Source organism: Amycolatopsis balhimycina FH 1894, from assembly GCF_000384295.1.
Classification (GTDB): Bacteria; Actinomycetota; Actinomycetes; order Mycobacteriales; family Pseudonocardiaceae; genus Amycolatopsis; species Amycolatopsis balhimycina.
The window spans coordinates 887694-912375 of sequence record NZ_KB913037.1 but is presented as its reverse complement, the minus strand read 5'-3'; the positions used below and the strand labels follow the sequence as shown (position 1 = coordinate 912375).

Sequence of the window (24682 nt, the reverse complement as noted above, 5' to 3'; positions counted from 1 at the left end):
CCAAGCTAGCGACACGACCGCGTCACACACCGCGGGTTTCGCTCAGGGCGAGCGGTTATCGTGCGGGACATGACCGACGGATTCGAGCTGACGCGCGACGGCGAGGTCGCCCGGCTCACGCTGGCCCGGCCGGAGAAGATGAACGCGATCACCTACGGCATGTGGTCGGCGATCCCGGACGTCGTGGCCGAAGTGGAAGCCGACCCGGCCCGCAAGGTGCTGGTGATCGCGGGCGCCGGAAAGCACTTCTCCGCCGGCGCCGACATCAGCGAGTTCGGGGAGCTGCGGACCACGGCGGAAGGCGCGGCGAGCTACGACAAGGCCGTCGAGGGCGCGGTGGCCGCCCTCACCGCGATGCGGAAGCCGTCGGTCGCGATGATCCAGGGCAACTGCATCGGCGGCGGCTGCCAGATCTCGGTCGCCTGCGACTTCCGGTTCGCCGCCGAAGACGCGCGGTTCGGCATCACCCCGGCGAAGCTCGGCATCGTGTACCACTTCGGCTCGACGCGTCAGCTCGTGTCGCTCGTCGGCCCGGCGCACGCCAGGTACTTCCTCCTGTCCGGCGAGCTGATCAGCGCGGGCCGCGCCCGGGAGATCGGGCTGCTCAACGACGTCTTCCCGGCCGGCGAACTGGAACCGTCGACGCGGGCGTTCGTGTCGACGCTGTGCTCGCGCTCGCAGGCGTCCGTCCGCGGGATGAACCGGATCATCGAAAAGATCGTCGCCGGGCAGGAGACGCCGGACGCCGAGGTCGAGGAGATCCGCTCGGAGGCCCTCCACGGCGTCGACTACGCGGAGGGCGTCGCCGCGTTCCTCGAGCGGCGCCCGCCGCGCTTCACCTTCCGCTGACGGCCTCAGGCGTCCAGGTATTCGCGGAAGTGCTCGGCGACGACGTCGGTGACGCCCGCGGGATCGAGCCTGCCGTCGATCTCGATGACGCGGATGCCGAGCTCCCGCGCCGACCGCACGGCCTGCGCGGCGAGCATCCGGTCGCGGGTCAGCCGCGTCCGCTGCCGCGGGATCGCGGGTTCGTCCGGCCGGTGCCGCAGCTGGTGCTGGCGGAACAGCTCGGTCGGCACCAGCACGACCATCCGGCGCGGCGAGTCCACGAGCGGTGCGACCAGTTCCGGCCGCAGCGCCCAGCCTTCGGCGACGATCGGCCGCGGCGACTCCCAGGCACGCAGGTCGTCCAAGGCGCGCTGGAAGCGCTGCCGGAACTCGGCCAGCGCCACGGTCAGCTGCTCGCCGGCCGGGATGTCGTCGGCCGGTGAGGTTTCCGGCCGGATCCGGTCGTCGTCGTGGTAGGCCGCCAGCCCGTGCCGGCCGGCCAGCAGCCGGGCGACGGTGGACTTGCCGGTCCACGGCGCGCCGCCGATCCACAGAGCTTTCCGCAGGGTCCCGAACGGGTCCGAGGTCATCGTTCGACTATCGCGGCACCGGCGGCCCCAAGGCCAGTGTTCCGGCGGCGGTTGAGCCGTTCAGCGCAGAGTGACTTCGCGCGTACGGGGGGCCACGACGTCGCCGGTCACGGTCGGTCGCCCTCATCGACCACGAGGACGGTGGAGCTGTTGGCGAAGCCCGGATCCTTCTCGAAGCGGAACCGGAACTGCGCGCCGGGCCGGATCGCGGCGATCACCTGGGTCTCGGCGGTGTCGAGCACGATGATCGAGTGCTCGGCGGTGATCGGCTCGGGGCGCAGTACCACGTCCGGGCGCGGTTCGGGGACGACGATCGGCAGCGGCAGGGTGCCGCTGACCGAGCCGGAGCCGTCGTCGGCCTCCTCGTGCATCGGCGGCTCGAAGGACAGCGCCGGTTCGAACGGCGGCGGCGGGACGAGCTGCGGACGGCGTCGCCACCAGAGCCCGGCGAGCAGGCCGGTCAGGAGACCACCGGAGCCGCTGACGGCCGAAGCCAGCCCGATGCCGAGGCCGGAGGGCTCTTCGACGCGTTGCACCGGGGGAGTGACCGGCGGTGCCGCCGCCGGGAGCGGCCCGAACTGCACGGCGGGGTCCTCGGCGTCTTCGGGCAGCTGCAGGACCTGGCCGGGCTCGATCGTCGCGGGGTCGGTGAACGGCGTCCCGTCCGGCCGTGGCCTGCCCTGGTTCAGCTTGAAGATCTCGGGGAACCGCCGTCCGTCGCCGAGGGCCCGCTCGGCGATCTTGAACAGCGTGATGTCCTCCGGGTTTTCGGCGTGCGGGACGATGAAGTACTTGACCGGCGGCGGAGGGGGAGCGTCGGACTGCGCGAGTGCGGGACCGCCGGCGAGCACGGCGAAGAGGACCGCGGCGGCGCCGGCCTGACCGGCCCGCCCGAGGACGCGGCGCACCGCGGGAACCGGGTTTTCCACCATCGTCGGCACCTCTCCCCGGCGACCGGTGGGCCTCCGGTGTTGCCCTCTACACGGGGCGGGAGGGGGTGCGGTTCAGATCTTGTCCCAGGCCGCGTGCTCGCGGCCAGCCGGTCGAGGTGGAAGGCGAGCCCGCAAACCCGCCCGGCCCGGACCCGCATCGCGGTGAAATGGCCGTAGGAGACCATTCCCGCGATCGCGGCGTCCGGGCCGAGCGGATCCGGAGTTCAGCTCGAAGCGGAGCGGCACTACTGGACGGTGACGCCCGTGAACTTGACCTGCTTGGTCGGCGCCCCGGTGCCGTCCTGCGGGTTCGGGTTCGCGATGCCCGCCTTGGCGACGGCGTCGAGCACCTTGAGACCCTCGTCGCTGATGCTGCCGAACACCGAGTAGTCCGGCGACAGTTCGGCGGCGCCGTACACCATGAAGAACTGGCTGCCACCGGAGTTCGGGGCCTGCGTCTTCGCCATGGCGATGATGCCGCGGCCGTACTTGATCTCCGGGAACGCCTCGTCCGGCATCGTGTAGCCCGGACCGCCCTGGCCGTCCGTGGTCGGGTCGCCGGTGGCCGACGGGTCACCGCACTGCAGCATCTGCAGCCCCTCGGTGCCGAGCCGGTGGCACATGGTGCCGTCGTAGAAGTTCTGCTTGGCGAGGTTGATGAAGCTCTGCACCGCGCAGGGCGCGAGCGACCGGTCGAGCGTCAGCGGGATGTCGCCCGCCGTGCTCTTGAGCGTCACGTTCACCGTGCCGGTCGACGGGACGTTCTTGCCGTCGGGCAGGTTCACCTTCTTCGGCGCCTTGCCCGTCGTGTCGGCCTTGAAGTCGCACGTCGTCGGGTTCGGCAGCGCCTTCGACCGCTTCGGCAGCGCGGTGCGCTGCGTCGGGATCTGGAGGTCGGTGGGCGGCGGGGCGGCCGAGGAGGACGCCGCGGCGTTGGTGTTGTCCCCGCCGTTGGCGCTCACGATCCACACCACCACGCCGGCGACGACGAGGACGGCCACACCGACCACACCAGCCCCGATCATCCGGCGTCGCTTCTGCTGCTCCTTCCGGCGATCGAGCTGTCGCTCGAGCTTGCGCTTCGCAGCTTCGCGGCGCTGCTGGTTGGTCGCCACCCCGGTCCCTCCCAGGTTCCGCTCGTGTCACACGTCTGAGGTAGCGGCAGTGTATGGGCACAGCCTGTGAGGACCATGTACAGGGCCCGCTAGTCTCAACCCGATCGTGATCGGCGCCATCCGGCGCGGATGTCCGGGAGGCGTTCGGTGCTCGTCGTCGGGTTCGGCAGCGGCCCGCTGCAGGCCAACTGCTACCTGCTGGCGGAGGCCGCCGGCGGGCCGTGCGTGGTCGTGGATCCGGGGCAGGAGGTGGCCGGGCCGCTGGCCGCCGCGCTCGCCCGGCACAGGCTGGTCCCGGCGGCGCTCGTGGCCACCCACGGGCACCCCGACCACGTCGCCTCGGCCGCGTCGTTGTCGGCCGGACACGGCGTCCCGCTGCACCTGCACCCCGCCGACGCGGAGCTCTACGACGGCGAAAGCGTGCCGCTCGAGCCGGGTACCTTCGCCGGCCTGGACGTCGACGTCCGGCACACGCCGGGGCACACCCCGGGCTCGGTGGTCCTCGTCCTCGAGACGGCCGAGGGCGGGCGGCTCGCGCTGACCGGCGACACGCTGTTCGCCGGTTCGGTCGGCCGCGGCGACGTCACGGCCTCGCTGCGCGACCTGCTGGCCGGCCTGCCGGACGACACAGTGGTGCTGCCGGGCCACGGCCCGGCGACGACGATCGGCCGGGAACGCGCGGGCAACCCGTTCCTCGCCGGGACGGGGGCGTGAGCATGGCCGAGGAGGCGACCGAACGGCTGGCGCTGTTCGAGGAGGACCCGCGTTCGCGGCGGCGCCGCGGCATCTCGGGCCTGATCGGCGCGGTGATCGTCGCCGCGGCGTTCGGCGGCGTCGCCGGCCTGATCGGCGGCACGGTGACCGGGCTGGTCGTCGCGCTGGTGATCGCCCTGCCGCTGTTGTACGTCATGGCCGTCAGCATCCGGCGCCGCGTCTGGCTGGAGGGCTCGACGCTGCTCGTCCGCACCTGGGGACTGCGCCGGGTCGACCTGGTCACCGCGACGCGGCTCGACCTCGTCGTCGGCGACGTCCGGGGCAGCCGCACGGTGAGCCTGCTGGTCAACGCCGGCCAGCGCGGGAAGGTGGCGAAGGTCGACCTCGCGGTCTTCTCCGGGACCGGCGGGCGCGAGCTGGGCATCCTGCCGCTGCGGAAGCTCGCGAACGCGCTGATGAACAACACCGAGGCGAACGGCCTGGTGTTCGGCGAGCTGCTGATCGCCGAGCTGAAGGCCGAGGCCCGCGGCGCCGGCGTGGCGGAACGCCCGCTCTACCGGCTGGCTTCGGTGGCGCCGTCGGGCAAGTACGTGCAGCGGTTCACGATGGAAGCCGTCAGCCGGTTCGTGGCGACGCTCGACTGAATCCCCGGGCCCGGGTCACGGGTGGGCCGGAACGGCCTTCGCCGTGAGGCTCTCGGCCGGCTCGCGTGAGGCGATCAGCGCGGCCAGGACGGTCGTCACCGGGACGGCCGCCACGATGCCGACGCTGCCCGCGAGCGTGCGGATGATCTCCTGGGCGATGTCCTCGCTGCCGAGCAGCGCGCCGAGCCCGACACCGGAGATCGACGAGTACAGCAGCACCGGCAGCGCGGCCCCGGCGTAGGCCATCACGAGGGTGTTCACCGCCGAACCGACGTGGTCGCGGCCGATCCGCAGGCCCGAGCTGTACAGCTCGCGCCAGGTCAGGTCCGGGTTGGCGCGGCGGAGCTCCCAGACCGCGCTGGTCTGGGTGACGGTGACGTCGTCGAGCACGCCCAGCGCGCCGATCACGACGCCGGCGAGCAGCAGCCCCCGCGCGTCGATGCCGTGGCCGAGCGAGCCGATCAGCGTCGTCGTGCTGTCGTCGAGCCCGGTCAGCGAGGCGGCGGCGGAGAAGATCGCCGACAGGACGCCGATCAGGGCGAGGCTGACGAGCGTGCCGAGCACGGCCGCGGACGTCCGCGCCGACAGCCCGTGGGTCAGGTACAGCGCGATGAACATGATCGCGCCCGCACCGGCGATGGCCACTACCAGGGGGTTCTCGCCGGCGAGGATGGCCGGGAGGATGAACAGGGCGATGACGACGAAGGACAGGCCGAGCGCGACGAGCGCGGCGACGCCCTGCCAGCGGCCGAGCACCAGCACGGCGACGGCGAAGAGGGCGGCCAGCACCAGAAGCGGTGTGCCGCGCTGGAAGTCGACCAGCTGGAAGCTGGCCGGGTCGGCCGCGTTCCCGCCGTTGTAGGCCAGGACGACGGCGTCGCCCGCGGCGAACCGCGGGGTGCTGGGCTCGATCGGCACGGTCAGCTTGAGCGGCTTCCCGGTGGCGGGGCCGTCGGTCATGGTGAGGTCGACGGTCAGGCAGGGTTTCGCGTTGGGGTCCGTCTGGTCGCCGACCTGGACCTGGCCCTGCGCGAGGCACGGGCCGGTGTTCGTGGTGCCGATCGAGGCGTGCACGGGCGTGCCCTGCGGGACGACGCTCGTCGGTGACGCCTTTCCCCAGGGGTACAGCACGACCATCCCGACCACGGTGGCCAGGACCAGCGGGGCGAGCAGCCAGATCAGCAGCAGCCGGACGCGTCGTGACGCCGGCGCGGCGGGTCCGTGACCATGACCATGACCATGACCATGACCATGACCATGACCATGGCCGTGTCCGTGGCCGGTTTCGAGCGGTTTCGCGGCGGTTTCGGGCTTTTTCGCCGTACCGTTCTGGCCGGCGGCCCGCGGCTTGGCAGCCCGCTGCGGCCCGGTGTCCCCGCGCCGGGCGACGCGCTGGGGTCCGGTGTCGGCCCGGTTCGGGATCCGCTGGGCGCCGGTGTCGGCTCGCTGGGGGATCCGCTGCGGCCCGGTGTCGGTGCGGCGGCGGGACGTCTCGGAGGCGTCGGCCGCGCGGCGGCTGCCTTCCGGCGGTGTCCGGCGGGCGGGTTTCCGGGGCGTTCCCGGCGTTCCGGACGTTCCGCGGACCGGCGAAGGGGACACCTCGTCCGTGACCCGGCGAATCGGTCCGGTTTCGTCGTCGGTGAGGTCGGGGCGGTCCACCCGCACATCCTGACAGCGGGATTCCGGCCCCCGCGCGAGGGGCCGCCGACGGCCCGGTTCGTCCGGATGCGCCGTGTCGTCCCTCCGATCACGCGAGTCGGCTCTTCAATCACGCGAGTTCGCCGTTCCGGTACGACGATCTCGCGTGATCAGCGGCGTATCTCGCGTGATTGGGCGCGTAACTCGCGTGATGGGAGGGACGACACGGGGTCAGGTGGGGGACTGGCGGAGGTGGACGCGGCGGTAGGCCGACGGCGGGGTGTCGAAGTGGTCCAGGAAGGCTTGGCGCAACGTTTCCGTCGAGCCGAAGCCGCAGCGGCGGGCGATCGTGGCCAGCGGCAGGTCGGTGCCGGACAGCAGGCGGGCCGCTTGCTCGGTGCGGATCGTGCGGACGTACTTGCCCGGGGTGGTGCCGAGGTGGGCGTCGAAGAGCCGGGTGAGCTGGCGGGTGCCGATCCCCGCGCGGGCGGCCAGCGCCGGCGTGCCGAGGTCGGCGTCGAGGTGCTCGGTGATGTACGCGGTGAGGTCGCGGACCTCGGGGTGTTCCGGCGGCGGCCCGGTCAGGAAGAGGCTGACCTGCGCCTGGTTGCCGGGCCGCTGCAGGTAGGTGACCAGCGCGCGGGCGGCCTCGCGGGCCAGCGACGGGCCGTGGTCGGCTTCCACCAGCGACAGCGTCAGGTCGAGCCCGCTCGTCACGCCCGCCGCCGTGTAGACGTTGCCGTGCCGGATGTACAACGGCACGGGATCCACCGTCACCGCCGGGTAGTCCCGGGCCAGCCGCGCGGCGTAGCGCCAGTGCGTCGTCGCGCGGCGGCCGTTGAGCAGCCCGGCCGCGGCGAGCACCTCGGCGCCCGTGCAGACCGACGCGACCCGGCGGCTGGAGCGCGCGAGCCGCCGGACGTGGGCGAGGACGCGTTCGTCGGCCGCGGCGGCCGTGCTGCCCCAGCCGCCCGCGACGACGAGCGTGTCGAGGTCCCCGGCGACCTGGTCCAGGCGCAGGTGCGGTTGCAGCGTCAGGCCGGAGCTGGTGCTGATGCCCCGGCCGTCGACCGAGGCGAGCCGCAGCTCGTACGGCGGCCGCGCGCCGAGCCGGTTGGCGGCGTCGAACACATCGGCGGGGCAGGCGATGTCCAGCAGCTCGGCGTCGGCGTAGCCGACGATCGCGACCCGTCTGGGTGAGCCTGGCATGATCGAACGTTAGCAGCCGGACCGGCACTCGGACGCGGTTCGCAGGATTTCGGACATCGCGGCCACGCGCACCCTCGAGATCCCGCCAGGCTGAGCGGCATGACCGATGAGCGGAAGACCATCGCCTTCGTCGTTTACCCCGGGCTGACGCCCCTGGACCTGGTGGGCCCGCTGCAGGTGCTCAGCGCATTGGCCCAGTTCGACCGCGGCTACCGGACCGTCGTGGTGGGGGCCACCACGGACACCGTCGGCACCGACACCCCGCTCCGGATCGCCCCGAGCCACACGTTCGACGAGGTGCCGTCGCCGTTCGCGGTGCTGGTGCCCGGCGGCACCGTGCCGACGCTGCGCGCGATGTCCGACGAAACGCTCCTCGCGTGGCTGCGTACCGCGGCGGCGAGCGCCGAACTGGTGACGTCGGTCTGCACCGGCTCGCTGATCCTCGGCGCCGCGGGTCTCCTGGAGGGCAAGCGCGCGACGACGCACTGGATGTTCCGCGACCTGCTGACCGGGCTCGGCGCGACGCCGGTGGCCGAGCGCTGGGTCGAGGACGGCTCGCTGATCACCGCGGCGGGTGTCTCGGCGGGCATCGACCTGGCGCTGCACCTGGTGGAACGGCTGGCCGGACGGCAGCTGGCGACGAACATCCAGTTCGCCATCGAGTACGACCCCGAGCCGCCGCAGGGCGGCCTGGACTGGGCGAACCAGCCGTACGGCGACCTGAAGCCGTTGCGTGAGCACACCCTGCGCGAAGGGCTGGCCGGGAACCCGGCGCTGATGGGGAAACTGCTCGCGCACGCCTGAGATCGACCTCGGCCATCCGGGTGAGCGGGCTTCCCCGGACCGCCTGGGCGGCTAGATTCAATTCGCTCGATCAGGTGATCTCGCGGGTGGGGGTAGCCGTGCGGTTCCAGGTCCTCGGTCCGATGACGGCCACCGTCGCGTTGCCGTCGGCGGCTCAGCCGCGGCGGCTGCTCGCCGTCCTCCTCGCCCAGGCCGGCCAGTTCGTCGGTCGCGACACCCTGGTCGACGAGCTGTGGCCCGACGGCGCGCCGGCGAGCGCGGCGGCGATCGTGCAGGTCACCGTGTCGAAGCTGCGCAAGACGCTCTCGCCCGGCCTGGGCGCCGCCGAGGCCGGGCAGCGCCTGCGGTCCGGGCCGCGGGGCTACGCGCTGGCCGTCGAGCCGGGGGAGCTGGACGCGGACGACTTCCTGACGCTGCTGTCGGCCGGTGCCGACGACCGCGCGCAGCGCCGCCGCGCGCTCGAACGGGCCCTGGCGTGCTGGCGGGGCGACGCGTTCGCCGACGTCGCGGGCGGGCCGCTGCTCGAGGCGCACAAGCTGTGGCTGGAGGACCGGCGGTCGGCGGCGCTGCTGCAGCTGGTCGAGCTGGAGCTGGCCGACGGGGACGGCCGGTCCGTGGTCGAGCGGCTCGACCCGGTCGTCGCGGCCCGCCCCGCCGACGAGCGGTTCGCCGCCCGGCTCGCGTCCGCGCTGGGTGCCGTCGGCCGCCGCGAATCGGCACTGGAGGTGCTCCGCCGGACCCGGCGGGCGCTCTGGGAAGAGGCGGGTGTGTGGCCGGGCGCGGACCTCGTCGCGGTGTACCGCCGGATCGCCGGCACGGAGTGGACGACACCCGGGCCGCCCGCCCAGCTTCCGCCCGCGGTCCCCGACTTCACCGGGCGCGCGGCCGAGCTCGCCGACGTCGCCCGTGCCCTGCGCGGCCCGGCTCCGGTCGTGCTGCACGGGGCCGCCGGGAGCGGGAAGTCCGCGCTGGCCGTCCAAGCCGCGTGGCGGGCTCGCCGCCGGTTCCCGGACGGCCAGCTGGCCGCGTCGCTGCGCGGCCCCGACGGGACGCCCGCCGACCCGGCCGCCGTGCTGACCGGGTTCCTGCGCCTGCTCGGGGCGACGCCCGCGGAGCTGGCCGACCGCGCCGGGCTGACCGGGCTCTGGCGCAGCTACACCGCCGACCGGCGGCTGCTGGTGCTCCTGGAGGACGCCGCGTCCGAGACGCAGGTGCGCGCCCTGCTGCCGAGCGGGCCCGGCTGCGCCACGCTGGTCACCGCGCGCCGTTCGCTCCCCGGGTTGTGCGGCGCGCGCCCGGTTCCGGTCGCCGAACTATCCACAAAGGACGCGTGGGCGCTGCTCGCGGCCATCGCGGGGGAGCCGCGGCTGCGCGCGGAACCCGAAGCCACACAACGGCTTCTCGGGCGCTGCGCCGGGCTCGCGCTCGCCGTCCGGATCGCCGGGGTGAAGCTCGCGGCGCGGCCGGACCGGCGCGTCGCCGAACTCGCCGCACGTCTCGCCGACGACCGCCGCAGGCTCGACGAGCTGACCGCGGGCGACCTCGGCGTCCGGGCCGCGGTGACGTCGGCGCTGCGGGAACGATCCGCCTCCGAGGTGTCGCTGCTGCGGCTGCTCGCCGCGTTCGCCGGACCAGTCCCGGACTGGTGCGCGGCCGCGCTGCTCGACCGGCCACTGGACGAGGCCCGCGACCGGCTCGACGCGCTGGCCGCCGCGCACCTGCTGACCCCCGCCGGGACGCGGTGGGCGGTCCACCCGTTCGCCCGGCTCGTGCTGGCCGAGAGCGCCCCGGCGCGGCACGACGAGGGCGCGCTGCGCCGTGCGTGCGAGGTCGCGCTGGCGCTCGCCGAACACGTCAGGGGCCGTCCGGCACCCGGCTCGCGGAAGCCGGATCCGGCGGCGCTGCGCCGGGTCACGGCCGACCCGGCGGGCTGGACGGCCGAGGAGACCGGGCACCTCGCCGCGGCGGTCCGGCTGGCGGGCGCGCACGGCTGGCACGAGCTGACCGGGCAGCTCGCCGACGCCTGCACCGCGCTGGCGGGCACGCCGTGGCTCGGCCACGCCGCCCGCGCCGTCTCGGTCCTCGGGCTGGCCGCGGCCCGGCGCCGCCGCGACCCCCACGCGGAGGCGGAGAAGCTCTTCGACCTCGGTTCGGTGCACTGGCAGCACGGCCGCTGGCAGCAGGCGCGGAAGTACTTCGTCATGGCCGAGCACCGCTACCGCCTGCTGGAGGACCCGCGGGGCACCGGCGCGGTGCTGGCCGCGCTCGCCGACATCCACCTCGACGACGGCGATCCGCGCACCGCCGAGGCCCAGCTGCGGGAAGCCATCGACCTACTGCGCGACTGCGGTGACCGCCGTGGGCAGGCGGCCGCGGCGGCGCAGCTGGGTTCGCTGGCCGAGGACGTCGGCGACGTGCGGCGCGCGGTCGAGAGCTTCGAGGTGAGCATGCTGCTCGCCCGGGAATGCGACGACGGCCGCGGGCACGACCAGGCCGCGAAGCGCTACGCCGACGTCCTGCGCCGCCAAGGCGAAGCCGACCAGGCGGGCGATCTGCTCGCCGGCGCGCTCGGCGGGGCCGTCCGCACCGGCGAGCGGCACTGGGAGGCGCACGTCCTGCGCAGCCTCGGCGACCTGCACGCCGAGGCCGGGGAACTCGCCGACGCGCACCGCCGCCTGACCCGGTCGCTGGCGCTGTTCGAGGAGATCGGGCACCGGCACGCCGCCGCCTACACCCACCGCAGCCTGGCCGAGGCCCGCCGCCGCGCGGGCGACCCGGCCGGCGCGCGGCGGCACCTGCGGACGGCGCTGGGCGTGTTCCGGGAGCTGGGCGACCGCCGCGGCGCCGGGTACGCCCTGCTCGGCCTGGGCCGGACGCAGGCGGACGAGGGCGCCGGGCCCGAGGCCGCGCGGCTCCTGGGGACGTCGGCCGACCTGTTCCGCGAGCTGGGGTTCCCGCTGTGGGAGCTGCGCGCGCTGCGGGAGCTCAACGCCGTCACCAGTGAATCTCCGGCTCGTGACCGGACTCGTGAAGTCTTGACGAAGATCAAGATCTGACGCGCTCCCCGGCTCCCGCACGGCCCCGGCGTTTGGCGAAGTTATGGCCCTCCCGATTTGGCTGCCGTTGTCGGATTGCCGTACTGAGGGAGACAAGCCATGCGAGGACAACGGATGCTGGCACGGGCGGGTCTGGGGCTGACCGCTTCGGCCGCGACCGTGTTGTTCGCGACCATCGGCACCGCCGCGGCGAGTGTCGAGGTCACCAAGCTCACGCACGCGCAAGCCGTGTCGCAGCTGTCCGCCGCCGGGGTGACGTACTCGTCGAGCGGGAACTGCACGGACCGCAACAACCCCGACTGCACGTCCTTCGAGCAGATCAACCAGAGCACGGTCGACGGCGTGATCACGCTGAAGCGGGCCGGTGGCTGCGCGCTCAACATCACCGGGGGCACCGAGACCGGGCACGCGACGAGCACCTACAGCCACTGGAACGGCTACAAGGTGGACACCGCGCACAACAGCTGTCTCGACGGCTACATCAAGGGCACCTTCACCTACATCGGCCTGCGCGCCGACGGCTATCCGCAGTGGCAGGCCGGGTCGGGCAACCTCTACGCCGACGAGGGCAACCACTGGGACATCACGTACTACACCTGCGGCTGCTGACCGCCGGCCGGGGCCTGCCCGCATCGAGGGCGGCGGACAGTCCCCGGCCGCGTTCAGTTTTCGATCAGCACCCAGTCGCCGGAGCCGTCGCCGGGCCGGTACGGGCTGTCCGCCCGTTTCGCGACGACGCCGGGCAGCCCGTGTTGCCGGCTGGCCCCGGCGACGGCCTCCCCGCCGCCCAGGTAGTAGCGCGGCACCTGCCAGTGCCGGTCGGCCACCCCGAGGTCGTCCAGGAGTTCCCGGCGGGCGGTGTAGGGCAGGTCGAGGGTCGCCTTGCCGTCGAGGTGCAGGACGTCGGAGGCGAAGTAGAAGACCGGGCAGCGGGCGGTGAGCCGTTTGGCGGCTGAGCCGTCGGCCCGGCGGCGTTCTTCGAGGCCGCCGGGGTGGGGCTTGCCGTCCTTCACCACGACGACTTCGCCGTCCAGCAGCACTTCCGTGGACCCGAACTGCTCGCCCAGCTTGTGCAGCTCGGGGTAGCGGCCGGTGACGTCGGCGCCGGTTTCGTCGTGCGCGGTGACGCGGCCACCGCAGACCAGCAGCATCGTGCGCAGGCCGCCCCAGGCGAACTCGTAGGCCCAGGCGTCGTCGTCGGGCGGCAGGTCACCCGGCACCGCCGTCATCGGCTCCAGGAACTCGGGCGCGTCCTGGTGTCCCGGCTCGGCGGGGTCGAGCCGCCGGAGCGTCCAGTCGCGGCCGTCTTCGTCGTGCCGGTTGAGGAACAGGTACTTGCCCCGCGCGCGTTCGCCGTGGAAGACGACCTCGACCTTGTGGTCGTTCCAGTGCAGGGCTTCGTACTTCCCGGTGTCCCACACGGTCATCCGGCCGCCGCCGTACTCGCCGGCCGGGATCTCGCCCTCGAAGGTCAGGTACTCCAGGGGGTGGTCTTCGGTGTGCACGGCGAGCCGCGGCACGCCGGGGGAGAGCGGCAGGCCCTTCGGCACGGCCCACGACACGAGCACGCCGTCGCGCTCCAGCCGGAAGTCCCAGTGCAGCCGGGTCGCGTGGTGTTCCTGGATGACGAAGAGGTCGTCGTCCCCCGGCTGCGGCGGCCCGCCGGGCCAAGGCTCGTTCGTGCGGTCGCGGCTTCGCTTGGCGCGGTATTCCTCGAGTCTGTCGGCCATCGCCGCCCCAGTACCCCTTCGGCTCGGGAGCTTCCAGGGTACCGGGGGACGACGTCAGTCCGTTTCCGCCATGGCTTCGGCGAACTGGGCCGCGTACAGCCGCGCGTAGGCGCCACCGCTGCCCAGCAGCGTTTCGTGGTCGCCCTGTTCGACGATCCGGCCGTGCTCCATCACCAGGATGACGTCCGCGTCGCGGATCGTCGACAGGCGGTGGGCGATGACGAAGCTCGTGCGCCCGCTGCGCAGCGAGTTCATCGCCCGCTGGATGAGCACCTCGGTGCGGGTGTCGACCGAGCTGGTCGCCTCGTCCAGGATGAGGATGGCCGGCTTGGCCAGGAACGCCCGCGCCACCGTGATCAGCTGCTTTTCGCCCGCGCTGACCGTGCCGCCTTCGTCGTCGAGCACCGTCTCGTACCCGTCCGGCAGGGTGCGGACGAAGCGGTCGACGTAGGTCGCCTGCGCCGCTTCGACGATCTCCTCGCGGCCCGGGTCGTCCGCGCCGTAGGCGATGTTCTCCGCGATCGTGCCGCCGAACAGCCACGCGTCCTGCAGCACCATGCCGGTCTGGTCGCGCAGTTCCTCGCGGTTCATCTTCGCGATGTCGACGCCGTCGAGCGTGATCCGCCCGCTGTCGAGCTCGTAGAACCGCATGAGCAGGTTGACCAGCGTCGTCTTCCCCGCCCCGGTCGGGCCGACGATCGCGACCGTCTGACCGGGTTCGACGGTCAGCGAGAGGTCTTCGATCAGCGGCTTGTCCGCGTGGTAGCGGAAGGAGACGTCCTGGAACTCGACCCGCCCGCGGATCACGGACGGCCGCTCGGGGTCCGAGGGCTCCGGCCCCTGCTCTTCGGCGTCGAGCAGGGCGAACACCCGCTCGGCCGAAGCGACGCCGGACTGCAGCAGGTTCGCCATGCTGGCGATCTGCGTCACCGGCTGGCTGAACTGGCGTGAGTACTGGATGAACGCCTGCACCTCGCCGAGGCTGAGGTTGCCCGACGCGACGCGGAGCGCGCCGATCACGGCCACCAGCACGTAGCTGAGGTTGCCGATGAACATCATCGCCGGCTGGATCATCCCGGAGATGAACTGCGCCCGGAAGCTCGCCTCGTACAGCGTTTCGTTCTGCTTGTCGAAGATCGCCCCGGACTCGTCGCGGCGGCCGAACACCTTGACCAGCGCGTGCCCGGTGTACATCTCCTCGACGTGCGCGTTGAGCTTCCCGGTCGTCGACCACTGCTTGATGAAGTTCGGCTGCGCCCGCTTCCCGATCTTCGCCGCGATGACCGCCGACAGCGGCACGGTCAGCAGCGCGATCAGCGCCAGCAGCGGCGAGATCAGGAACATCATGATCAGCACGCCGATGACGGTCAGCAGCGAGGAGACGACCTGCGACAGCGTCTGCTGCAGCGACTGCGCCAGGTTGTCGATGTCGTTGGTGACCCGCGACAGCACCTCGCCGCGCGGCTGGCGGTCGAAGTACTTCAGCGGCAGCCGCGCGAACTTCGCCTCGACCTCCTGACGCAGCCGGTACACCGCCTGCTGCACCAGCGTCGTCGTCAGCCTGGCCTGGATCAGCCCGAAGAACGACGAGATGATGAACAGCGCCATCACCGTCAGCAGGATCTGCCCGACCTTGTCGAAGTCGATGCCCACGCCGGGCACGAGGTCGACGTGGCCGTAGATGTCGGCGAGCGTGTTTTCGCCGCGCGCCCGCAGCCCGGCGACGATCTGCTCCTTGGTGACACCCGGGGGCACCTGCTTGCCGAGCACGCCGGCGAGGATGGCGTCGGTGGCCTGGCCGAGGATCTTCGGCCCGATCACGGTCAGCGCGACGCTGACCGCGCCGAGCACGAGGACGCCGATCAGGGCGGCCCGTTGCGGTCTGAGCAGCTGCAGCAGGCGCTTCAGCGAGCCCTTGAAGTCGAGGGCTTTCTCCGGCGGCGCGCCGCCGCCCATGAAGCGGGCGGCCGGTCCGGCCACGGCCCCGGTGTTCTTGTGCCGCTGCGCGGCCGGCCGTTCCCCGGCCTCGGTGACGGCGGCACCGGTCGATTCCGTGGTGCTCATGCCGCCTCCTGCTCGGTGAGCTGCGACAGCACGATCTCGCGATAGGTTTCGTTGCCGTCGAACAGTTCGTGGTGGGTGCCGGTGCCGACGACGCGGCCTTCGTCGAGGACGATGATGCGGTCGGCGTTGCGGATGGTGCTGACCCGCTGCGCGACGATGACCACCGTCGCGTCGGCGGTTTCGGAGACGAGCGCGCGGCGCAGGGCCGCGTCGGTCGCGTAGTCGAGCGCGGAGAACGAGTCGTCGAACAGGTAGATCTCCGGCTTGTGCACCAGCATCCGCGCGATCGCGAGCCGCTGCCGCTGGCCGCCCGAGACGTTCGTGCCGCCCTGCGCGATCGGCGCGTCCAGGCCCTCGGACATCGCTTCGACGAAGTCCTTGCCCTGCGCCACTTCCAGCGCGTGCCACAGCTCTTCGTCGGTCGCGTCCGGATTGCCGTAGCGCAGGTTGCTCGCCACCGTGCCGGCGAACAGGTACGGCTTCTGCGGCACCAGCCCGACCGCGCGGGCGAGCACCGTCGGGTCGAGGTCGCGCACGTCGACGCCGTCGACCTTCACCGTGCCGGCGGTGGCGTCCATCAGCCGGGGGATCAGGTGGAGCAGCGTGGTCTTGCCGGTACCGGTCGACCCGATCACGGCGGTGGTCTCACCCGGCCGCCCGATCAGCGAAATGTCGCACAGCACCGGCTTTTCCGCGCCGGGGTAGCGGAATTCGACGCCGGAGAGCTCCAGGTGCCCGTGCACCGCGCCCGGGCGGATCGGCGACACCGGCGGGCGGACGCTCGACTCGGTGTCCAGCACCTCGCTGATCCGCTCGGCGCTGACCTCCGCGCGCGGCACCATCATGAACATGAAGGTGGCCATCATGACGGCCATCAGGATCTGCAGCAGGTAGGACAGGAACGCCGTCAGGGCGCCGATGTGCATGCTGCCGGAGTCGATGCGCTGCCCGCCGAACCACAGCACCGCGACGCTGGAGGCGTTCATCACCAGCATCACGATCGGGAACATCAGCGCCATCAGCCGGCCGACCCGCAGCGACACGGTCAGCAGCTCGTCGTTGGCGACGTCGAAGCGTTGCCGCTCGTGGTGGTCGCGGACGAACGCGCGGATCACGCGGATGCCCATGATCTGCTCGCGCATGATCTGGTTGATCCGGTCGATGCGCTCCTGCATCAGCCGGAACGCCGGGCGCATCTTGGCGATGATCGTGCCGACCGCGACCGCCAGCACCGGCACGATGACCAGCAGCAGCGACGACAGCGGGACGTCGAGGTTCAGCGCCAGGATGATGCCGCCGATGCACATGATCGGCGCCGACACCATCAGCGTCAGCGTCATCAGGACCAGCATCTGGACCTGCTGGACGTCGTTGGTGGTGCGGGTGATCAGCGTCGGCGTGCCGAACTGGCCGACCTCGCGGGCCGAGAAGTCCTGCACGCGGTGGAAGACCCCGGCGCGGATGTCACGCCCGATCGCCATCGCCGTGCGGGCGCCGAAGTACACCGCGCCGATCGAGCCGACGATCTGGGCCAGCGTGACGGCGAGCATCATCGCGCCGACCCGCAGGATGTAGGCCATGTCGCCCTTGATCAGGCCGTTGTCGACGATGTCGGCGTTCAGCGTCGGCAGGTAGAGCATGGCGATCGTCTGCACGAGCTGAAGCAGGACGATCACCCACAGCGTGCCCCGGTACGGGCGCAGATGGCTGCGCAGGAGCTTGACTAGCACAACGATTCCCCCAGTGGAGTGGTGGTGTTCGGTTCGGGTTCGGATGCGGTGCCACCGGTCAGGGTCGGCATCCCGGCGGCCAGCTCGTCCAGCAACCGCTCGAGGGTTGGCAGGAGCGGTTCACCTTCGGTCGTGAACCAGTTGACGAAGGCTACGCGGACAGCGCTTTCCACCGAGGAGGCCATCAGCCGGCACAGCAGGTGGTCCACACCGCCCACCCGTTTCGCGATCGTTTCGGCGAGGACCCGCTCGACCGCCGCGTGGGCGTTCAGGAATTCGCCACGCAGCATGAGCTGGCCCATCAGCTCCCGGATACGCGCAACATACGCGCGATCCGGCTCGCCTTCACGCGAATATTGCTCGAGCACGGCCTGCTTGACGGACACCCAGAGCGGCTCGCCGTCCGGCCGGGCGAGCAGCGCTTCGCGCATGCCCTCGTGCCGGTCGACGACCACCGCGCAGACCGCCTGCTCCTTGCTGGAGAAGTAGTTGTTGAATGTGCGGGGGGAGACGCCCACTTCCTTGGCGATGTCCTCCACCCGGACGTTCTCCAGCCCGCGGTCCAGCGTGAGCTGCAGGGCGGCCTGCGCGATCGCCCGGCGGGCTTCGCGCTTCTTCCGCTCGCGCAGCGTCAGCTTCGGGGGTTCTTCCGGTGGCATGAGCGGAGTGTAGCGAAAAACTTGCGTGCCCCGCAAAAAAGTGCGTGGCACGCAAAGTTGGGACGAATCGGACATCGCCGCGGTGTGGACGGTCGAGTGCGCAGTGTTGCGACCCGCAATTTGCAAAAATGAGCCGAATGGCCCAATCGCCTGCGCTCACCAGCGGTGATGGCCCGGAAATCCGATCACGCGGAGCGATCGCGCGGAGACCCGCTGTGGACATCCCACGAAGCTTTCTGCTTGCATGTCCGGCATCGCCGCCCGGGGAGCGGCGCACCGCAGTCGTTAGTTCGCACTCTGAGCAAGGAAGAAGTGGGACCACATGGCGAGCCGGGCCCGGGAACTCCTGGATCGATCACGCGTCCTGCTGGACCGCTCGCGGGTCGCCGCCGCCCAGTTCCTCACCGCGCCGCCGAAGCATCCTGGGTACACAGCCGCGCCCGCGGCGGGGCCGGCGTTCGCGGAGCTGACGCGGCCGGCGCCGGTGGCGGCGCCGCCCGGCGAAGGCGTGCTGGCCGAGATCTGCGCCAGCGTCGCCCTGCGTGACCTCAACCTCCTCGACCAGCTCCTCGCGCGGCTGGAGGAACTGGAGGCGGGGGAGGAGGACCACCACCGCCTCGCCGAGCTCTACCAGCTCGACCACCTCGCGACGCGGCTGCGGCGCAACGCCGAGAACCTGCGCGTGCTGGCCGGGCAGGACACCGCCGACGACGCCGCCCGCGCGACGTCGGTGCTCGACCTGATGCGCGAGGCGATGTCCTCGATCAACCATTACGCCCGGATCACCATCGGCCGGGTGGTGAACCTCGGCCTCGTCGGGTTCGCCGCGGAAGACCTCGGGCGGGTGCTGGCGGAGCTGTTCGACAACGCCGCCAACCAGTCCTCGCCCAGCTCGCCGGTGCACGTCAGCGCCCACCTGACCGAGCAGGGCAGCGTGCTCGTCCGGATCGAGGACGAGGGCATCGGCATCCCCGCCGACCGGGTCGGGGACCTCAACGCTCGGCTGGCCGCGGGCGGCGACCTCGACGACGCCGCGGCGCGGCACATGGGGCTCGCCGTGGTCGCCCGCCTCGCCGCCCGCCACGGCGTCACCGTGCGGCTCGACCGGCGCAGCCCGCACGGCACCGTGGCCACGGTGCTGCTGCCCACCGGCATCCTCACGGAACTCGCCGAGCACGCGTGGTCCGGCACTCGGACCGTCACCTTCGAGCCGGTCAAGGTGGGGGCTGGCGGCGAACCGGTCGCCGTCGGTGCCTTGCCGCGCCGCCGCCCGGGCACCTTCCCGCGAGAGGCGGCGGTGCCGCGCAAGCCCGGCCCGCGGCCCCGGCCGGTCGAACGGGCCGCCGGCGGGACCACGCCCAGCGGCCTGCCGCGCCGCGTGCCCGGCAGCATCCGGGGCGCCGCGCCGGAACCACCGCCACCGCCGGGGCCGGACACCTCCGCCTCCGGGCACGAGCGGCTGCTCGCCGACCTCGGCGCGTTCGCCGACGGCGAGCGAGCCGCGCTCGAGGAGAACCGCACCCAGCAGGACGAAACGCCCGGAGGAACCACCTCGTGAGCGCTCCCCACCCCGCCCCGGCGGATTTCGCCTGGCTGCTCGACGACTTCGTGCGCAAGGTCCACGGCGTCAGCCACGCGCTGATCATGAGCGTCGACGGCTTCCCGCTCACCGCGTCGGACTCGGTCGCCGAGGCCGAGGCCGAGCAGCTGGCCGCGATCGCCAGCGGCCTGCTCTCGCTGGCCGGAAACAGCGCGGCGCTGTTCGGGAAGGGCACCTGCGAGCAGATCATCATCCGGCTGACCCACGGCTACTTCCTGTTCATGGGCATGGGTTCCGGTGCCGGGCTCGCCGTGCTGACCTCGGGTGAGGCGGACATGAAGGTGGTCGCCTACGAGATGACCCAGTTCATCACCAACGCCGGCCACGCGCTCACCCCCGAGGTGCGCGCGGAGCTGCGGCAGGTACTGACCGCGCGCCGGCCCCGGGCGTGAAGGAGGTGATGTCCGTGTCCGAACCGTCCACAGTGCCCGGTCCGGGTGACCCGTTGCCGCGGCGCAGCCGCCGGATCCGGGCGTACGCGCTCACCGGCGGCCGTACCAGCACGCGCCACCAGCTGCTGGTGGAGACGCTGGTTTCGGTGCCGCGGTACGACCCCGCGCTGAGCGACGCGCTCATGCCCGAGTCGCGCTCGCTCTACGAACGCGCCAGGACGCGGTGCTCGGTCGCCGAGCTGTCGGTCGGGCTGGACCTGCCGCTCGGGGTGGTGCGGGTGCTGATCGGCGACCTCGCCTCCCAGGGCGCGGTCTTCGTCCACCCGACCGCGCACGCCTACCACCACGACACCAACGTGCTCGAGAGGATCCTTGATGGGCTCAAGCGGCTCCCCGCCTGAGGGCGATCTGCTGGCGATCTCCGCGAAGATCGTCGTCGCCGGGGGCTTCGGTGTCGGCAAGACCACGTTCGTCGGGGCGGTCTCGGAAGTGCCGCCGATGAGCAACGAGGCGTGGATGACCGAAGCGGGCGAAGGCATCGACGAGATCCCGCCCGGCGGCAAGTCGACCACGACGGTCGCGATGGACTTCGGCCGGATCACCCTGCGCCCGGACCTGCTGCTGTACCTGTTCGGCACGCCGGGGCAGGCGCGGTTCTGGTTCCTGTGGGACGACCTGAGCCGCGGCGCGCTCGGCGCGGTCGTGCTGGTCGACACCAGTCGGATCGACGAGTCGTTCGCCGCGATCAACTACTTCGAGAACGACTCCGAGCTGCCGTTCGTCGTGGCGGTCAACCAGTTCGAGGGCAAGCCGGTGCACGACCTCGAAGAGGTGCGCGACGCCCTCGCCCTCGACCCGGCGGTCCCGCTGGTCACCTGCGATGCCCGGGACCGCGCGTCGACGATCGCCACCCTGACCGAACTGGTCGGTCACACGCTGTCGCTCGCGGTGCTTTCCGGCCCGGCCGGCCGCGAGCTCGCCGTCAGCGCCCCGCACGCCTGAGGAGGAGACGAGCCCCATGCGCAAGGTCCTGGTCGTCGGCGCCGGGCAGTCCGGCCTGCAACTGGCCCTCGGGCTGCAGGCGAAGGACTACGACGTCACGGTGATGTCCGCGCGGACACCGGAGGAGATCCGGGGCGGGCGGGTGATGTCGACGCAGTGCATGTTCCACGACGCCCTGCAGCACGAACGGGACCTCGGGCTGAACCTGTGGGAGGCCGGGACCGTCGACGTCGAGGGCATCGGGATTTCGGTGGCCGGGCCGGACGGCGGCCGCGCGCTCGACTGGTTCGGCGAGCTGGACCACCCCGCGCAGTCGGTCGACCAGCGGGTGAAGATGGCGGGCTGGCTGGAGCTGTTCGAAGACCGCGGCGGCAAGCTCGTCATTCACGGCGTGATGACGTCCGAGCTGGACGCGCTGGCCCGGCTGTTCGACCTGGTGATCATCTCGGCGGGCAAGGGCGAGCTGGTCCAGCTGTTCGACCGCGTGCCCGGGCGGTCGCCGTACACGCGGCCGATGCGCGCGCTTTCGCTGGTCTACGCCCACGGCGTCGGCCCGCGGCCGGAACACCCAGACAAGCCGGGGGTGCGGTTCAACATCGTCCCCGGCGTCGGCGAGCTGTTCATGATCCCGGCGTCCACGCTGAGCGGGAACTGCGACATCCTGTTCTTCGAAGGCGTCCCCGGCGGGCCGCTGGACTGCTTCGACGACCGGCCCGGCCCGGGCGAGCACTTCACGCGGGTCCTCGACCTGATGCGGCGGTTCGTGCCGTGGGAGTTCGAGCGCTGCCGCGACGCGGAGCTGACCGACGCGAAAGCGACGCTGGCCGGCGGGTACACGCCGGTGGTCCGCAACCCGGTCGGGACGCTGCCGGGCGGGGCGAGGGTGCTGGGCATGGCCGACGTCGTCGTGGCCAACGACCCGATCACCGGGCAGGGCTCGAACAACGCGAGCCATTGCGCGGCGACCTACCTGGACGCGATCCTGTCCCACGGCGACCGGCCGTTCGACGCGGCGTGGATGGCCGCCACCTTCGAGCGCTACTGGGAGTACGCCCGGCACGTGACCGAATGGACCAACGCGCTGCTCCTGCCGCCGCCCCCGCACGTGCTCCAGATCCTCGGGGTCGCCGGGCAGAATCCGGCCGTGGCCCGGCGGTTCGTCAACGGATTCGCCGATCCGACGGACTTCCGGCACTGGTTCATGGACCCGGTGAGCTGGGAGAAATACCTGGCAGAGGTCTAGATCGCCGGGCGATCACACTGTCGCGGAGGGACGATTCGGGCTACGGTAGTTACCGAGCGTGAAGTCGACTGGGTGGTCTATCGGAGGTGCGTGGCATGCGGGCGATGTGGAAGGGCTCGGTGTCGTTCGGGCTGGTCAGCATCCCGATCCAGCTGTACGCGGCCACCGAGAACAAGAACGTCTCCCTCCGCCAGGTGCACGAGGCCGACGGCGGCCGCATCCAGTACAAGCGGTTCTGCACGATCGATGGCGAGGAAGTGCCCTACGCCGAGATCGCGAAGGGCTACGAGCTGCCCGACGGCGAGATGGTGGTGATCACCGACGCCGAGATGGCCGAGCTGCCGCTGCCCACCCAGCGCACGATCGACGTGCTGGAGTTCGTGCCGCTGGAGTCGATCGACCCGATCCAGTACGACCGGACCTACTACCTGGAGCCGCAGAAGAACGCGGTGAAGCCGTACGTCGTGCTGCGGGACGCGCTGCACAAGTCGAGCCAGGTGGCCATCGCGAAGGTCTCCGTGCGGCAGCGGGAGAGCATGGCGGTGCTGCGCGTCCACGCCGACGTGCTGGTGATGACGACGATCCTGTGGCCGGACGAGGTCCGCGAACCCGACTTCCCGTTCCTGCGCGACGACCCGCCGCAGATCCGGCCGCAGGAGCTGTCCATGGCCGGGTCGCTGATCGACTCGCTGGCCGAGCCGGTGTTCGAGCCGGAGAAGTACCGCGACCACTACCGCGAGGCCCTCGAGCAGATGATCGAGGCCAAGGTCGCGGGGGAGGACACGACCAAGCCCGCGGCGGTCACCGCCAAGGCCGACGTCGTCGACCTGATGGCGGCGCTGCAGGCCAGTGTGGACGCCGCGAAGAAGTCGCGTCAGTCCTCTTCGGAGGGGTCCGATGAGGACGCCGGGCCGGCCGCCGCGAAGAAGAAGCCGGCGGCCCGCAAGCGGGCTCCGAAGCCGGCCTGAGTCCGGCTGAGACCGCCCGGACGGGTGGTTGGGCCGACACGCCGTCCCTTTACCGCGTCCGCGTGCTTTCCGGGCCTACCTTGGGGTGTCGAGCACGTTCGCGGAAAGGTGGCCGGTCATGGAGTGTGCCTCTTGTGACGCGGGGATCGATCACTGCCACGGCACGCTGGTGATCCACCCGGAAGGCGGATTCGCCGAGTGCACCGACGCGGCCTGCGGGGACGGTGACCGCGTGCGGCACGCGCTGATCGTCGACTGCCAGGCCATCGGCAGCGGGTGCGGTTGTGTCGACACGCCGCGGAAACCCTTGCTGCGCCAGGTTTCCTGAGCCTCCCGCCAGGATCCGTGAAGGCCTTCCCGCCGGGCTTCGCCGCCCGCCGGGGAGGCCTTCACGGCGTTCGGGGCGGCGTCAAGGCCGTAACACGATCGTGTATGCAGCTGTGTACACGGGCTTGGCAATGTGCTAACACTAACGGGGTCCTTCGGCTCTCCCTCCCCCTCGGAGCCGGAGGACCCTTTAATTTCCGGGGTGTCCGTTGTGGATACGTCAGCGGCGGCTGTACAGTTCATCGCATGGTGACCTGTGAGACGCGTGAGTCGGCGCTGGCTCGCGTCGGGCGCGCCCTGTCCGATCCGACCCGCTGCCGGATCCTGACCGCGCTGCTCGAGGGCCCGGCCTATCCCGGACGCCTGGCCGCGGAACTCGGGCTGAGCCGGTCCAACGTCTCGAACCACCTGTCGTGCCTGCGTGGCTGCGGGCTCGTCGTGGCGGGCTACGAAGGCCGTCAGGTGCGGTACGAGATCGCCGACGCGCACCTGGCCCGAGCCCTGCGCGAACTCGTCCAGGTTGTCCTGGCGGTCGAACCACGCGAAGACTGCGACGAAGAGCCGGTGGGGACGCGATGAAGCCGGAACCGGCCACGGAGACGTGTGCCGGCGGCTGCTGCGCGCCGCCGGTGGCGGCGCCGGACCGCCGGGCGGTCCTGGTGCGCCGCGTCCGCTTGCTGGTGGCGGCGACCATCACCTACAACGTCGTCGAGGCCGTCGTCGCGCTGACCGCCGGAGCCGCGGCTTCGTCCGGTGCCCTGATCGGCTTCGGGCTCGATTCGGTGATCGAAGTCGCTTCGGCGGTCGCGGTCGCGTGGCAGTTTTCGGGTGCCGACCCGGAAGCCCGCGAACGGCGGGCGCTGAAGGCGATCGCGATTTCCTTTTTCGCTCTCGCGATTTACGTGACGGGCGAAGCCGTCAGTACGTTTTTCACCGGCGCGGCGGCGGAAAGTTCCCGGACCGGAATCGTGCTCGCGGCCATTTCGCTCGTGGTGATGCCGGTGCTCTCCGCCGCGCAGCGCCGGGCCGGGCGGGAGCTCGGCTCCGCCAGCGCGGTTGCGGATTCGCGGCAGACCTTGCTCTGCACTTACCTTTCCGCGGTCCTGCTGGCGGGGTTGCTGCTCAACGCCCTGGCCGGCTGGTGGTGGGCGGACCCGGCCGTCGCACTGGCGATCGCCGCCGTGGCGGTGAACGAAGGCCGCACGGCCTGGCGTGGCCAGCACTGCTGCTGACGCACGCCAGGCCGTGGCGGAGTCTCGGGATCAGTACCAGTGCGCCCGGCCACCGATCCGGCGGCCCGTGCCGCCCAGGATGGCCAGCGCCACGCCGGCCACCGCGAGAATGATACCGATGGTGTACAGCACCGGGATGCCCACGATGAACCCGATGACGAGGAGAATCACACCGAGAATGATCACTTGACACACTCCTTCGCAT

Annotated in this window: 25 protein-coding genes; 15 read left to right on the top strand and 10 right to left on the bottom strand. The window is 71.9% G+C overall.

Annotated features, from left to right (window positions below; translation table 11 throughout):
• Positions 1 to 69: 69 nt before the first annotated feature.
• Positions 70 to 849 (top strand): enoyl-CoA hydratase/isomerase family protein, encoded by a 780-nt coding sequence (locus A3CE_RS0103280; protein ID WP_020638636.1) that lies wholly within the window; start codon positions 70 to 72, stop codon positions 847 to 849.
• A 5-nt stretch (positions 850 to 854) separates the two neighbouring features.
• Here the strand turns inward: A3CE_RS0103280 and A3CE_RS0103275 are convergent, their stop codons facing one another.
• The 3 genes from A3CE_RS0103275 to A3CE_RS0103265 form a co-directional block, all read right to left on the bottom strand.
• Complete coding sequence (locus A3CE_RS0103275) at positions 855 to 1418, bottom strand: P-loop NTPase family protein (RefSeq protein WP_020638635.1); 564 nt, start codon at positions 1416 to 1418, stop codon at positions 855 to 857.
• 107 nt (positions 1419 to 1525) lie between these two features.
• Positions 1526 to 2350, bottom strand: a complete 825-nt coding sequence (locus A3CE_RS0103270) for a LysM peptidoglycan-binding domain-containing protein (RefSeq protein WP_026468093.1) — start codon at positions 2348 to 2350, stop codon at positions 1526 to 1528.
• A 245-nt stretch (positions 2351 to 2595) separates the two neighbouring features.
• The gene (locus tag A3CE_RS0103265; RefSeq protein ID WP_020638634.1) at positions 2596 to 3465 is read right to left on the bottom strand and encodes a peptidylprolyl isomerase; all 870 of its coding nucleotides are present in this window, start codon (positions 3463 to 3465) and stop codon (positions 2596 to 2598) included.
• A 147-nt stretch (positions 3466 to 3612) separates the two neighbouring features.
• On the opposite strand from A3CE_RS0103265, the gene A3CE_RS0103260 reads away from it, so the two are divergent.
• Positions 3613 to 4179: an MBL fold metallo-hydrolase gene (locus A3CE_RS0103260; RefSeq protein WP_020638633.1), complete on the top strand. Its 567-nt coding sequence runs from the start codon at positions 3613 to 3615 to the stop codon at positions 4177 to 4179.
• 2 nt (positions 4180 to 4181) lie between these two features.
• Positions 4182 to 4823 (top strand): hypothetical protein, encoded by a 642-nt coding sequence (locus tag A3CE_RS0103255; protein ID WP_026468092.1) that lies wholly within the window; start codon positions 4182 to 4184, stop codon positions 4821 to 4823.
• A 15-nt stretch (positions 4824 to 4838) separates the two neighbouring features.
• Here A3CE_RS0103255 and A3CE_RS0103250 read toward each other — a convergent pair whose 3' ends face one another.
• Positions 4839 to 6482: a YibE/F family protein gene (locus tag A3CE_RS0103250; RefSeq protein WP_020638631.1), complete on the bottom strand. Its 1644-nt coding sequence runs from the start codon at positions 6480 to 6482 to the stop codon at positions 4839 to 4841.
• Positions 6483 to 6692: 210 nt separating this feature from the next.
• Entirely contained in the window at positions 6693 to 7670 is a 978-nt protein-coding gene (locus A3CE_RS0103245) for a GlxA family transcriptional regulator (protein WP_020638630.1), read from the bottom strand.
• Positions 7671 to 7769: 99 nt separating this feature from the next.
• Between A3CE_RS0103245 and A3CE_RS0103240 the strand changes: the two genes are divergently transcribed.
• The 3 genes from A3CE_RS0103240 (at position 7770) to A3CE_RS0103230 (ending at position 12139) form a co-directional block, all read left to right on the top strand.
• Entirely contained in the window at positions 7770 to 8474 is a 705-nt protein-coding gene (locus A3CE_RS0103240) for a DJ-1/PfpI family protein (protein ID WP_020638629.1), read from the top strand.
• A 74-nt stretch (positions 8475 to 8548) separates the two neighbouring features.
• The gene (locus tag A3CE_RS0103235; protein ID WP_245589416.1) at positions 8549 to 11530 is read left to right on the top strand and encodes an AfsR/SARP family transcriptional regulator; all 2982 of its coding nucleotides are present in this window, start codon (positions 8549 to 8551) and stop codon (positions 11528 to 11530) included.
• 99 nt (positions 11531 to 11629) lie between these two features.
• Entirely contained in the window at positions 11630 to 12139 is a 510-nt protein-coding gene (locus tag A3CE_RS0103230; RefSeq protein WP_026468091.1) for a hypothetical protein, read from the top strand.
• 53 nt (positions 12140 to 12192) lie between these two features.
• Here the strand turns inward: A3CE_RS0103230 and A3CE_RS0103225 are convergent, their stop codons facing one another.
• Genes A3CE_RS0103225 through A3CE_RS0103210 form a run of 4 tightly spaced genes read right to left on the bottom strand, consistent with a single transcriptional unit; the run spans position 12193 to position 17713 of the window.
• The gene (locus A3CE_RS0103225) at positions 12193 to 13260 is read right to left on the bottom strand and encodes a DNA polymerase ligase N-terminal domain-containing protein (protein WP_020638626.1); all 1068 of its coding nucleotides are present in this window, start codon (positions 13258 to 13260) and stop codon (positions 12193 to 12195) included.
• Between the two features lie 54 nt (positions 13261 to 13314).
• Positions 13315 to 15324, bottom strand: a complete 2010-nt coding sequence (locus A3CE_RS0103220) for an ABC transporter ATP-binding protein (RefSeq protein ID WP_020638625.1) — start codon at positions 15322 to 15324, stop codon at positions 13315 to 13317.
• Complete coding sequence (locus A3CE_RS0103215) at positions 15321 to 17054, bottom strand: ABC transporter ATP-binding protein (protein ID WP_020638624.1); 1734 nt, start codon at positions 17052 to 17054, stop codon at positions 15321 to 15323. Before A3CE_RS0103215 ends, A3CE_RS0103220 begins: the two co-directional genes overlap by 4 nt.
• A complete protein-coding gene (locus A3CE_RS0103210) occupies positions 17048 to 17713 on the bottom strand; it encodes a TetR/AcrR family transcriptional regulator (RefSeq protein WP_020638623.1) in 666 nt (221 codons plus the stop codon). The genes A3CE_RS0103215 and A3CE_RS0103210 overlap by 7 nt, the downstream gene beginning before the upstream one ends.
• Before the next feature lie 322 nt (positions 17714 to 18035).
• On the opposite strand from A3CE_RS0103210, the gene A3CE_RS0103205 reads away from it, so the two are divergent.
• The 9 genes from A3CE_RS0103205 to A3CE_RS0103165 all read left to right on the top strand — a co-directional run bounded on the left by A3CE_RS0103205 (position 18036) and on the right by A3CE_RS0103165 (position 24477).
• Positions 18036 to 19271 (top strand): sensor histidine kinase, encoded by a 1236-nt coding sequence (locus tag A3CE_RS0103205; RefSeq protein ID WP_020638622.1) that lies wholly within the window; start codon positions 18036 to 18038, stop codon positions 19269 to 19271.
• On the top strand, positions 19268 to 19705 hold the full coding sequence (locus A3CE_RS0103200; protein ID WP_020638621.1) for a roadblock/LC7 domain-containing protein: 438 nt from the start codon (positions 19268 to 19270) through the stop codon (positions 19703 to 19705). Before A3CE_RS0103205 ends, A3CE_RS0103200 begins: the two co-directional genes overlap by 4 nt.
• 8 nt (positions 19706 to 19713) lie before the next feature.
• Positions 19714 to 20106, top strand: a complete 393-nt coding sequence (locus A3CE_RS0103195; protein ID WP_026468090.1) for a DUF742 domain-containing protein — start codon at positions 19714 to 19716, stop codon at positions 20104 to 20106.
• Positions 20081 to 20707, top strand: coding sequence for a GTP-binding protein (locus tag A3CE_RS0103190; RefSeq protein ID WP_020638619.1), 627 nt, complete (start codon positions 20081 to 20083; stop codon positions 20705 to 20707). Before A3CE_RS0103195 ends, A3CE_RS0103190 begins: the two co-directional genes overlap by 26 nt.
• Before the next feature lie 16 nt (positions 20708 to 20723).
• Positions 20724 to 21950, top strand: coding sequence for a styrene monooxygenase/indole monooxygenase family protein (locus A3CE_RS0103185; RefSeq protein ID WP_020638618.1), 1227 nt, complete (start codon positions 20724 to 20726; stop codon positions 21948 to 21950).
• 95 nt (positions 21951 to 22045) lie between these two features.
• A complete protein-coding gene (ku, locus tag A3CE_RS0103180) occupies positions 22046 to 22918 on the top strand; it encodes a non-homologous end joining protein Ku (protein ID WP_020638617.1) in 873 nt (290 codons plus the stop codon).
• 118 nt (positions 22919 to 23036) lie between these two features.
• A complete protein-coding gene (locus A3CE_RS0103175; RefSeq protein ID WP_020638616.1) occupies positions 23037 to 23246 on the top strand; it encodes a hypothetical protein in 210 nt (69 codons plus the stop codon).
• A gap of 245 nt (positions 23247 to 23491) precedes the next feature.
• Positions 23492 to 23824 carry a Cd(II)/Pb(II)-sensing metalloregulatory transcriptional regulator CmtR gene (gene cmtR / locus A3CE_RS0103170; RefSeq protein ID WP_020638615.1) on the top strand — a complete coding sequence of 111 codons (333 nt, stop codon included), beginning with the start codon at positions 23492 to 23494 and terminating at the stop codon, positions 23822 to 23824.
• Complete coding sequence (locus tag A3CE_RS0103165) at positions 23821 to 24477, top strand: cation efflux transmembrane domain-containing protein (protein WP_020638614.1); 657 nt, start codon at positions 23821 to 23823, stop codon at positions 24475 to 24477. The genes cmtR and A3CE_RS0103165 overlap by 4 nt, the downstream gene beginning before the upstream one ends.
• A gap of 30 nt (positions 24478 to 24507) precedes the next feature.
• Here the strand turns inward: A3CE_RS0103165 and A3CE_RS49880 are convergent, their stop codons facing one another.
• The gene (locus tag A3CE_RS49880) at positions 24508 to 24663 is read right to left on the bottom strand and encodes a hypothetical protein (protein ID WP_004559113.1); all 156 of its coding nucleotides are present in this window, start codon (positions 24661 to 24663) and stop codon (positions 24508 to 24510) included.
• Positions 24664 to 24682: the final 19 nt, after the last annotated feature.